This is a genomic window from Streptococcus pseudopneumoniae (genome assembly GCF_001072315.1).
Classification (GTDB): domain Bacteria; phylum Bacillota; class Bacilli; order Lactobacillales; family Streptococcaceae; genus Streptococcus; species Streptococcus pseudopneumoniae_R.
Genome location: NZ_JVLI01000087.1, coordinates 1 through 10,432 on the forward strand (window position 1 = coordinate 1; position 10,432 = coordinate 10,432).

The window sequence follows — 10,432 nt, forward strand, 5'->3', positions numbered from 1 at the left end:
AAAACAGTGTTTTGAGCTGACTTCGTCAGTTCTATCTACAACCTCAAAGCAGTGCTTTGAGCAACCTGTGGCTAGTTTCCTAGTTTGCTCTTTGATTTTCATTGAGTATAAGTTTTCACAATAAAAGAAAAGGATACTGAGTCATGATAACTCGATATCCTTTTTTAGTTAGTAAAGTAAGCCTGATTTTTAAGGCGTTGAAGTAGTGGACGGCTAATAAAACTAATAGCCAGAAGTTTACCAAGGTCTGGAATGATAAAGGGAATGACCCCCACAACAAGAGCTTTTTCAAATGCCATTCCAGCTAGAAAATGCAAGCTGAGAATCCCGCCGACAAAGACAAGGGCATCACCCAAGAGGTTTGCAAGAAAAATCTTGATAACACCACTCTTGCTGTTGGTTAGAGAGGAAGTAAGTCCAGAGTAAACGAGATAAAACCAAAGATAGCCTGCAGTAGGGCCAACTAAAGCCTGAAAACCAGCTCCACCTCCTGCAAAGACAGGAAGACCGATGGCGCCTAGAAGAAGATAGAGTACAACAGAAAGCACAGCCTCTCTCGGTCTAAAGACAGTAGCGATCAGGCCGATTGCAAAGTTTTGTAGAGTGAAGGGAACAGGTCCAATTGGAAGACTGATTTGTGCCAAAACAGCAATGAGAGCAGCCCCAATAGCAGGGATAGCATAAACGTGAGCTTTTTTCAAAATAGTTAACCTCTTTTCTGATGTATGGTAACTATTATACTCATAGAGGAATTATTGTCAACCAATTTTTAAAAATAAGGTAACAAAGACTGTAACGGCCGATTTGCTGACTGAGTAAGTTGTTTTCATCGATTCGTAAATCATCAAAAAAGAAGCAGACACATTTGTATCAGCTTCTTTCTGTTTTGATTAACGCATAGTTACAAATTCTTCGGATGCAGTTGGGTGAATCGCAACAGTTGCATCAAAGTCAGCCTTGGTTGCTCCCATTTTGATAGCAACAGCAAATCCTTGAATCATTTCATCAACACCATAGCCAATTCCATGAAGTCCGACAACTTTTTCTTCTGAACCAGCTGTGATCAATTTGAAACGAGTTTCTTGACGGTTGCCAGTGCAAGCAGAGTACATAGAAGTAAAGTTTGATTTGTAAACCTTGATTTGGTCTTGACCGTATTCTTTAATAGCTTGCTCTTCTGTCAATCCAACAGTTCCGATAGCAGGGTGTGAAAAGACAACGGTTGGAATAGTTGAGTAGTCCATTTTAGCAGTTGTTTTGCCGTTAAAGAGACGTTCAGACAAAGTACGTCCAGCCTTGATAGCAACTGGAGTTAGTTCTTTTTCGCCTGTTACATCACCTAGAGCGTAGATTCCCTCAACAACAGTATTTTGATATTCATCCACTTGGATAAAGCCACGTTCATTCAGAGTTACTCCAGCTTTTTCAAGTTGCAAGCCCTTAACGTTTGGACGGCGGCCTGTAGCCCAGATAACTTGGCTAGCTGTGTGACTAGTACCATCCTCGAAATGAATGGTAATGCCTTTAGCAGTTTTTTCTAACTTGGCAGGGACTTTGTGAGTATGAAGTGGCAAGTTTGTTCTTTCCATTTCCTTGACCAGACCTTCAACGATGTAAGAGTCAAAACCACGTAAAGGACGATCGCGGCGAACAAAGAGGTCTGTCTTGACACCGAAAGTGTGGAGTACGCCAGCCAATTCAACGGCGATATAACCAGCACCTAGAATTGCAACTGACTCTGGAAGTTCTTCCCAGGCAAATACATCATCAGAAGAGCCACCTAGTTCAGCACCAGGAATGTTTGGAATACTTGGATGGGCACCAGTAGCAATCACGATATGTTTAGCACGAATCAGTTCACCATTTACGCTAACAGTATGAGAATCTACAAATTCAGCATGACCTTCAATCAAGTCTACACCGTTGCGTTTAAAACTGCCATCATAAGAAGAACGAGCGCGATCGATGTAAGCTTCACGATTGCGACGTAGGGTTGCAAAGTCAAAGTTAAGATTAGTAGTCTTAAAGCCGTAGTCTTCTCCAAATTGATGGAAAGTCTCAGCGATTTGTGCCCCGTACCACATGATTTTCTTAGGAACACAGCCGACGTTGACGCAGGTTCCACCTAGTTTCTTTTCCTCAATAACGGCCGCTTTGGCTCCATGCTCACCAGCTCGGTTCATGGTAGCAATTCCTCCGCTACCTCCACCGATAGCAATGATATCATATTCTCTCATTGAAAACTCCTTTGTACTCTTCTAAATAGTAGAGTGTCATTTTTTGATAGTCATATTCTATCTTTTTTTTGATTTGATTGCAAAAATCTGCTACGTTCAAAAAATTAAAGAAAAGGCTTGCAAAAAAGAAAAATAAAGTGTATGATATATCTAGTACAATAACTAAACAAAAAAATCCGAACAATAAGTGAATCCTGAAATGTCATTATTTCGTTCTAAAATGTTATTGTTTATATTTGGGAATTTTTGTATAATATTGTTAAGGACTTTAAATCAAAAAAGGAGTTTCATTATGAAGAAAAAGAATGGTAAAGCTAAAAAGTGGCAACTGTATGCAGCAATCGGTGCTGCGAGTGTAGTTGTATTGGGTGCTGGGGGCATTTTGCTCTTTAGACAACCTTCTCAGACTGCTGTAAAAGATGAGGCTACTCATCTTGTTGTTGCCAAGGAAGGAAGCGTGGCATCCTCTGTTTTATTGTCAGGGACAGTAACGGCAAAAAATGAACAATACGTTTATTTTGATGCTAGCAAGGGAGATTTAGATGAAATCCTTGTTTCTGTGGGGGATAAGGTCAGCGAAGGGCAGGCTTTAGTCAAGTACAGTAGTTCAGAAGCGCAGGCGGCCTATGATTCAGCTAGCCGAGCAGTCGCTAAGGCAGATCGTCATATCAATGAACTCAATCAAGCACGAAATGAAGCCGTTTCAGCTCCAGCTCCTCAAGCCTCTGCGCCAGCAGGAGGAGAAGATGCAACGGTGCAAAGCCCAACTCCAGTGGCTGGAAATTCTGTTGCTTCTATTGACGCTCAGTTGGGTGATGCCCGTGATGCGCGTGCAGACGCTGCAGCGCAATTAAGTAAGGCTCAAAGTCAGTTAGATGCAATGACGGTTCTCAGTACCCTAGAGGGAACTGTAGTCGAAGTCAATCGCAATGTTTCTAAATCTCCAACTGGAGCTAGCCAAGTGGTCGTTCATGTCGTAAGTAATGAAAACTTGCAAGTTAAGGGGGAACTATCTGAATATAACCTTGCCAACCTTTCTGTAGGACAAGAAGTAACCTTTACATCTAAAGTTTACCAGGATAAGAGCTGGACAGGTAAGATTAGCTATATCTCTGACTATCCTAAAAACAATGGCGAAGCAGCGAGTACAGCGGTTGCCGCAGCAGCTGGTAATTCTGGCTCTAAATATCCATACACCATTGATGTTACAAGTGAAATCGGTGATTTGAAACAAGGATTCTCAGTAAGTGTTGAGGTCAAGAATAAGAGTAAAGCTATTTTGGTTCCTTTAACAAGTGTTGTTATGGAAAATGATAAGAATTATGTCTGGGTACTTGACGAGCAGAAAAAGGCCAAGAAAGTGGAAGTTGGTTTGGGTAATGCTGATGCAGACAACCAAGAAATCACTTCAGGTCTGACAAATGGAGTCAAGGTCATCAGTAACCCAACGTCCTCTCTAGAGGAAGGAAAAGAGGTGAAGGCTGATGAAGCAACTAATTAGTCTAAAAAATATCTGCAGAAGCTACCGTAACGGTGACCAAGAACTGCAGGTTCTCAAAAATATCAACCTAGAAGTGAATGAGGGTGAATTTGTAGCCATCATGGGACCATCTGGTTCTGGGAAGTCCACTCTCATGAATACGATTGGCATGTTGGATACACCAAGTAGTGGAGAGTATTATCTTGAAGGTCAAGAAGTGGCTGGATTAGGTGAAAAACAACTAGCCAAGGTTCGCAACCAACAAATCGGATTTGTCTTTCAGCAGTTCTTTCTTCTATCCAAACTCAATGCTCTGCAAAATGTAGAATTGCCCTTGATTTATGCAGGAGTTTCGGCTTCAAAACGTCGCAAGTTGGCTGAGGAGTATTTAGACAAGGTTGAATTGACTGAGCGTAGTCACCATTTGCCTTCGGAATTATCTGGTGGTCAAAAGCAACGTGTGGCTATTGCGCGTGCCTTGGTAAACAATCCTTCTATTATCCTAGCGGACGAACCGACAGGAGCCTTGGATACCAAAACAGGGAATCAAATTATGCAACTATTGGTTGACTTGAACAAAGAAGGAAAAACCATTATCATGGTAACGCATGAGCCTGAAATAGCTGCTTATGCCAAACGCCAGATTGTCATTCGTGATGGAGTTATTTCATCTGATAGTGCTCAGTTAGAAAAGGAGGAAAACTAAGATGCAGAATCTGAAATTTGCCTTTTCATCTATCATGGCCCACAAGATGCGCTCTTTTCTCACTATGATTGGAATCATCATCGGTGTTTCATCAGTTGTTGTGATTATGGCTCTGGGAGATTCCATGTCTCGTCAAGTTAATAAAAACATGACCAAGTCACAGAAGAATATCCATGTTTTTTTCTCGCCAATTAAAAGTAAAGACGGTTCTTTTACCCAAAAACAATCAGCTCTGACAGTTTCTGGGAAAGAAGAGGAAGTTCCTGTGGAGCCACCAAAACCGCAAGAATCCTGGGTCAAGGAGGCAGCAAAACTTAAGGGTGTGGACAGTTACTATGTAACCAACTCAACGAATACCACCTTGTCTTATAAAGATAAAAAAGTAGAGCGCGCTAGCTTGACAGGTGGGAATATTACCTACATGAAGGCGGTTGAAAATGAAATTGTTGCAGGCCGCAGTCTCATAGCTCAGGATTATAAAGATGTGGCCAGTGTCATTTTGCTAGACCAAGAACTTGCTAATAGCCTGTTTGGATCTGCTCAAGAAGCTGTTAACCAGGTTATAGATGTTGGTGGCTTTAGCTATCGTGTCATTGGTGTCTATACCAGCGATGAGGCCAAGACTGCCAAGACTTTTGGTATTGGTGGACTTCCGATTACGACTAATATTTCTCTTGCCAATAACTTCAATATGGATGAAATTTCTGATATTGTCTTCCGTGTCAATGATACCAGTTTGACACCAACAGTGGGACCAGAATTAGCTAGAAAATTGACCGAGATTGCTGGTCTTCAGCAAGGGGAGTATCAAGTGGCAGATGCGACTGCAGCCTTCCAAGAAGTACAACAACTGTTCGGCTTTATAACTACGATTATTAGTGCCATTGCGGGGATTTCCCTCTTTGTTGGTGGGACTGGTGTTATGAACATCATGCTGGTTTCGGTGACGGAGCGTACGCGTGAGATTGGTCTCCGTAAAGCTTTGGGAGCAACGCGTGCTAATATTTTAATCCAGTTCTTGATTGAATCCATGATTTTGACCTTGCTAGGTGGAGTCATTGGTCTAACCATTGCAACAGGCTTAACCGCTATAGCTGGTCTACTTTTACAAGGTTTGATTGCGGGTATAGAAGTGGGAGTATCAATCCCAGTTGCCCTATTTAGTCTTGCAGTTTCGGCTAGTGTGGGTATGATTTTTGGTGTCTTGCCAGCCAACAAGGCATCGAAACTTGATCCAATTGAAGCTCTTCGTTATGAATAAGCTCAACAAGATGGACACTCGTCTATCTTGTTTTTGTATGGATTTCCCTATCGAAAATCATTAAAAATGTGATATAATGAAGTGTTAGAAAAACAGGTTTCATTTGCCTGGAAAGGAAAAATTATGTCTGAAAAGAATTTTTATATTACAACGCCGATTTACTACCCATCTGGTAAACTTCATATCGGATCTGCCTACACAACCATCGCCTGTGATGTCCTAGCACGTTACAAACGCCTGATGGGCTACGATGTCTTTTATTTGACAGGTCTTGATGAGCATGGTCAAAAGATTCAACAAAAAGCAGAAGAAGCTGGAATCACCCCTCAAGCCTATGTTGATGGGATGGCAGTTGGAGTCAAAGAACTCTGGCAATTACTCGATATCTCATACGATAAATTCATCCGTACAACGGATGATTACCATGAAAAAGTAGTGTCACAAGTATTTGAGCGCTTGCTTGCTCAAGATGATATCTATTTGGGTGAATATTCTGGTTGGTACTCAGTCTCAGATGAGGAATTCTTTACAGAAAGCCAGCTGGCAGAAGTCTTCCGTGACGAAGCTGGAAATGTGACTGGCGGTATTGCTCCATCAGGTCACGAAGTGGAATGGGTATCTGAAGAATCATACTTCCTTCGCCTCAGCAAATACCAAGATCGTTTGGTCGAATTTTTCAAAGCCCATCCTGAGTTCATCACTCCTGATGGTCGTCTCAATGAAATGCTGCGTAACTTCATCGAGCCAGGTTTAGAGGATTTGGCAGTTTCTCGTACAACCTTTACATGGGGAGTACCAGTCCCGTCAAATCCAAAACACGTTGTCTATGTTTGGATTGATGCCCTTCTTAACTATGCGACAGCTCTTGGCTACGGTCAAGATGAACATGGTAGTTTTGACAAATTCTGGAATGGAACAGTCTTCCATATGGTAGGAAAAGACATCCTTCGTTTCCACTCCATCTACTGGCCAATCCTTCTTATGATGTTGGATGTTAAATTACCTGATCGTTTGATTGCCCATGGTTGGTTTGTCATGAAAGATGGTAAAATGTCTAAATCTAAAGGGAATGTCGTTTACCCTGAAATGTTGGTAGAGCGTTATGGACTAGATTCGCTTCGTTACTACCTCATGCGTAGCCTTCCAGTTGGTTCAGACGGAACCTTCACTCCTGAAGACTATGTAGGCCGTATCAACTATGAATTGGCCAATGACCTTGGGAACCTCCTCAATCGTACGGTTTCCATGATTAACAAGTATTTTGATGGACAAATTCCAGCCTATGTAGAGGGCGTGACAGAGTTTGACCATGCTCTTGCTCAAGTAGCAGAACAATCAATCGCTGACTACCATACACATATGGAAGCAGTTGACTACCCACGTGCGCTTGAAGCAGTCTGGACTCTTATCTCTCGTACTAACAAATACATCGATGAGACAGCTCCATGGGTCTTGGCAAAAGATGAAGCACTCCGCGATCAATTGGCAAGTGTTATGAGCCACTTGGCAGCCAGCCTTCGTGTTGTAGCTCACTTGATTGAGCCATTTATGATGGAAACCAGTCTTGCAGTTTTGACTCAACTTGGTCTAGCAGAAGTTTCTAGCCTTGAAAACTTGAGCTTGGCTGATCTCCCTGCGGGTGTAACTGTAGTTGCTAAGGGAACACCAATCTTCCCACGTCTGGATATGGAAGAAGAAATCGCCTATATCAAGGAACAAATGGAAGGCAACAAGCCAGCCGTCGAGAAAGAATGGAATCCAGATGAAGTTGAACTCAAACTAAACAAGGATGAAATCAAGTTTGAAGACTTTGACAAGGTCGAAATCCGTGTCGCAGAAGTCAAAGAAGTGTCTAAAGTAGAAGGTTCAGATAAGTTGCTTCAATTCCGCTTGGATGCTGGTGATGGTGAAGATCGTCAAATCCTCTCAGGAATTGCAAAATACTATCCAAACGAACAAGAGTTGGTCGGCAAGAAAGTCCAAATTGTTGCTAACCTCAAACCTCGTAAAATGATGAAGAAATATGTCAGTCAAGGGATGATCCTCTCAGCTGAACATGATGGGAAATTAACCCTTCTCACAGTTGATCCAGCTGTACCAAACGGAAGTGTGATTGGGTAAAAATAGACAGGACTAGTTTATGCTAGTTCTGTTTTTTTATTTATACTCAATGAAAATAAAAGAGCAAACTAGGAAGCTAGCCGCAGGTTGCTCAAAACACTGCTTTGAGGTTGTAGATAAGACTGACGAAGTCAGTCACATATATACGGTAGGGCGACGCTGACGTGGTTTGAAGAGATTTTCGAAGAGTATTAACTATTATGCTTTACAAACTAGTTTAGAAGTAGTATACTATAGGTGAGGTCACTAGTAGGTATTACAAAATAGATTAGAAGGGAGCAGGGATGAAAGAAACTCAGCTATTAAAAGGTATTCTTGAAGGTTGTGTCTTGGATATGATTGGTCAAAAAGAGCGGTATGGTTATGAGTTGGTTCAGACTTTGCGAGAGGCTGGATTTGATACTATCGTTCCAGGGACTATTTATCCTTTGTTGCAAAAGTTAGAAAAAAATCAATGGATAAGAGGCGACATGCGTCCGTCGCCAGATGGTCCAGATCGGAAGTATTTTTCGTTAACTAAAGAAGGAGAAGAGCGTGTCTCGGTCTTTTGGCAACAATGGGACGACTTGAGTCAAAAAGTTGAAGGGATTAAGAATGGGGGTTAAACCATGAAGAAAATGAAGTATTATGAAGAAACAAACAATTTGTTGCATGAGTTTTCTGAGGACAATCAGCAGTATTTTGAGGAACTGTGGGATAGTTTTAATCTTGCTGGATTTCTCTATGATGAAGACTATCTCAGAGAGCAGATTTATTTGATGATGTTAGATTTCTCAGAAGCAGAACGAGATGGCATGAGTGCAGAGGATTATTTAGGTAAGAATCCTAAAAAAATAATGAAAGAGATTCTCAAGGAAGCACCACGCAGTTCTATCAAGGAGTCCCTTTTGACGCCAATTTTTGTCCTAGCGATATTACGTTACTATCATCTACTGGGTGATTTTTCTAAAGGTCCTCTCTTAACAGTCAATTTGCTCACATTTTTAGGGCAACTTCTTCTTTTTCTGATTGGATTTGGACTTGTGACCACAATCTTACGTTGGGGGCTAGTCCAAGATTCTCCTAAAATGAAAATTGGCACTTATATTGTCGTTGGAATTCTTGTTCTGTTAGTCGTTCTAGGATATGTAGGAATGGGAAGTTTCATACAAGAAGGAGCCTTTTATCTTCCTGCTCCCTGGGATAGTTTATCTGTCTTTACGATTTCCCTAGTCATCAGTATTTGGAATTGGAAAGAAGCGGTCTTTCGTCCATTTGTTAGTATGATTATTGCCCATCTTGTGGTAGGCTCTCTGCTCCGTTATTATGCGTGGATGGGCATTTCAAATGTTTTCCTTACAAAAGTTATTCCTTTAGCTGTTCTTTTTATTGGCATTTTTCTCTTGTTCCGTGGGTTTAAGAAGATAAAATGGAGTGAAATATAGTCAAAAAGCCGTTGCAAAGCGGTTTTTTGTTATAATGAAGGGAAGAATGTTAGAAATTTAAGGAGAAAAATTTGATGAGATACATAACTCTTGGTCAAGATGACAAAGAATTATCAGAAATTGTTCTCGGAATGATGAGAATAGAAGATAAGTCTGTAAAAGAAGTTGAAGAGCTTGTAGAAACAGCACTGTCTGTTGGAATCAATGCTTTTGACTTGGCTGATATTTATGGTCGTGGTCGTTGTGAAGAACTGTTAGGTCTTGTCCTAAAAAATCGTCCAGATTTAAGAGAAGAGATGTGGATTCAGTCAAAATGTGGCATTCGCATGGAAGAATTTACCTATTTTGATTTTTCAAAAGAGTATATATTACAATCAGTTGATGGGATTTTAGAAAGATTGCAGGTTGATTATTTAGATAGCTTCCTTCTTCATCGACCAGATGCTTTGATGGAATCTGACCAAGTAGCAGAAACCTTTGATTTCCTTTATAAACAAGGTAAGGTCCGAAATTTTGGAGTTTCTAATCAAAATCCTATGATGATGGAGTTGCTTAAAAAAGATGTCAAGCAGCCGTTAGCTGTTAACCAGCTACAATTGAGTGCGGCTTTTACTCCAGGATTCGAATCAGGTTTTCATGTTAATATGGAAGATAGTCAAGCAGCTATGCGAGATGGCAGCATTTTTGAATATTGCAAATTACACGATGTGGTCATTCAAGCATGGTCTGTCTTACAATTCGGGTATTTTAGAGGGAATTTTGTTGGAAATGAGAAATTTCAAGCTTTAAATCAAGTACTTGATCGTTTAGCTATTAAATATGGAGTAACCTCTTCAACTATTGCTATTTCTTGGATATTGCGTTATCCAGCAAAAATGCAGGCAGTCGTAGGTACAACAAATCCTAAGCACTTGAGAGAAGTTAGCCAAGCAGCAAACTTTAGCTTAACAAGAAAAGAATGGTATGAAATTTATCTTGCAGCAGGGAATAATTTGCCTTAGGAAAAAATGCATTTAAAGAAATCACAGTCAAAAAACGTTGGAAAACGGTTTTTGTTATGTGAGCATTGGCCTGTCTTGATTCGTTAGGCACGGTTCATTAACAAAATAAAAGAGCAAACTAGGAAACTAGCCGCAGGCTGCTCAAAACACTGTTTTGAGGTTGTAGATAAGACTGACGAAGTCAGCTCAAAACACTGTTTTG

9 protein-coding genes are annotated in these 10,432 nt (G+C 40.9%); 7 read left to right on the forward strand and 2 right to left on the reverse strand.

Translation table 11 applies throughout. The features are described 5' to 3' along the window. Positions 1 to 164: 164 nt before the first annotated feature. On the reverse strand, positions 165 to 701 hold the full coding sequence (locus tag ADH54_RS03985; protein ID WP_049524126.1) for a biotin transporter BioY: 537 nt from the start codon (positions 699 to 701) through the stop codon (positions 165 to 167). Between the two features lie 189 nt (positions 702 to 890). Continuing rightward, the gene (gor, locus tag ADH54_RS03990) at positions 891 to 2,237 is read right to left on the reverse strand and encodes a glutathione-disulfide reductase (RefSeq protein WP_049524127.1); all 1,347 of its coding nucleotides are present in this window, start codon (positions 2,235 to 2,237) and stop codon (positions 891 to 893) included. 292 nt (positions 2,238 to 2,529) lie between these two features. On the opposite strand from gor, the gene ADH54_RS03995 reads away from it, so the two are divergent. The 7 genes from ADH54_RS03995 (at position 2,530) to ADH54_RS04030 (ending at position 10,230) form a co-directional block, all read left to right on the forward strand. Beyond that, positions 2,530 to 3,738, forward strand: a complete 1,209-nt coding sequence (locus ADH54_RS03995; protein WP_049524128.1) for an efflux RND transporter periplasmic adaptor subunit — start codon at positions 2,530 to 2,532, stop codon at positions 3,736 to 3,738. Further along, positions 3,722 to 4,423 carry an ABC transporter ATP-binding protein gene (locus ADH54_RS04000; RefSeq protein ID WP_000811469.1) on the forward strand — a complete coding sequence of 234 codons (702 nt, stop codon included), beginning with the start codon at positions 3,722 to 3,724 and terminating at the stop codon, positions 4,421 to 4,423. Before ADH54_RS03995 ends, ADH54_RS04000 begins: the two co-directional genes overlap by 17 nt. 1 nt (position 4,424) lies before the next feature. Then, on the forward strand, positions 4,425 to 5,684 hold the full coding sequence (locus ADH54_RS04005; protein WP_049524129.1) for an ABC transporter permease: 1,260 nt from the start codon (positions 4,425 to 4,427) through the stop codon (positions 5,682 to 5,684). 123 nt (positions 5,685 to 5,807) lie between these two features. Further along, positions 5,808 to 7,805 carry a methionine--tRNA ligase gene (gene metG, locus ADH54_RS04010; RefSeq protein ID WP_049524130.1) on the forward strand — a complete coding sequence of 666 codons (1,998 nt, stop codon included), beginning with the start codon at positions 5,808 to 5,810 and terminating at the stop codon, positions 7,803 to 7,805. 284 nt (positions 7,806 to 8,089) lie between these two features. Then, the gene (locus ADH54_RS04020; RefSeq protein ID WP_000665414.1) at positions 8,090 to 8,410 is read left to right on the forward strand and encodes a PadR family transcriptional regulator; all 321 of its coding nucleotides are present in this window, start codon (positions 8,090 to 8,092) and stop codon (positions 8,408 to 8,410) included. Between the two features lie 3 nt (positions 8,411 to 8,413). Next, the gene (locus ADH54_RS04025; RefSeq protein WP_049524131.1) at positions 8,414 to 9,229 is read left to right on the forward strand and encodes a hypothetical protein; all 816 of its coding nucleotides are present in this window, start codon (positions 8,414 to 8,416) and stop codon (positions 9,227 to 9,229) included. Positions 9,230 to 9,303: 74 nt separating this feature from the next. Further along, positions 9,304 to 10,230, forward strand: coding sequence for an aldo/keto reductase (locus ADH54_RS04030; protein ID WP_049524132.1), 927 nt, complete (start codon positions 9,304 to 9,306; stop codon positions 10,228 to 10,230). The last annotated feature ends 202 nt before the right edge of the window (positions 10,231 to 10,432 follow it).

What these genes read in the sequence shown, in the direction of transcription:
- gor (WP_049524127.1), bottom strand. Translation starts at nt 2,237, where the DNA reads ATGAGAGAATATGATATCATTGCTATCGGTGGAGGTAGCGGAGGAATT.
- ADH54_RS04025 (WP_049524131.1), top strand. Translation starts at nt 8,414, where the DNA reads ATGAAGAAAATGAAGTATTATGAAGAAACAAACAATTTGTTGCATGAG.
- metG (WP_049524130.1), top strand. Translation starts at nt 5,808, where the DNA reads ATGTCTGAAAAGAATTTTTATATTACAACGCCGATTTACTACCCATCT.
- ADH54_RS04020 (WP_000665414.1), top strand. Translation starts at nt 8,090, where the DNA reads ATGAAAGAAACTCAGCTATTAAAAGGTATTCTTGAAGGTTGTGTCTTG.
- ADH54_RS04030 (WP_049524132.1), top strand. Translation starts at nt 9,304, where the DNA reads ATGAGATACATAACTCTTGGTCAAGATGACAAAGAATTATCAGAAATT.
- ADH54_RS04000 (WP_000811469.1), top strand. Translation starts at nt 3,722, where the DNA reads ATGAAGCAACTAATTAGTCTAAAAAATATCTGCAGAAGCTACCGTAAC.
- ADH54_RS03995 (WP_049524128.1), top strand. Translation starts at nt 2,530, where the DNA reads ATGAAGAAAAAGAATGGTAAAGCTAAAAAGTGGCAACTGTATGCAGCA.
- ADH54_RS04005 (WP_049524129.1), top strand. Translation starts at nt 4,425, where the DNA reads ATGCAGAATCTGAAATTTGCCTTTTCATCTATCATGGCCCACAAGATG.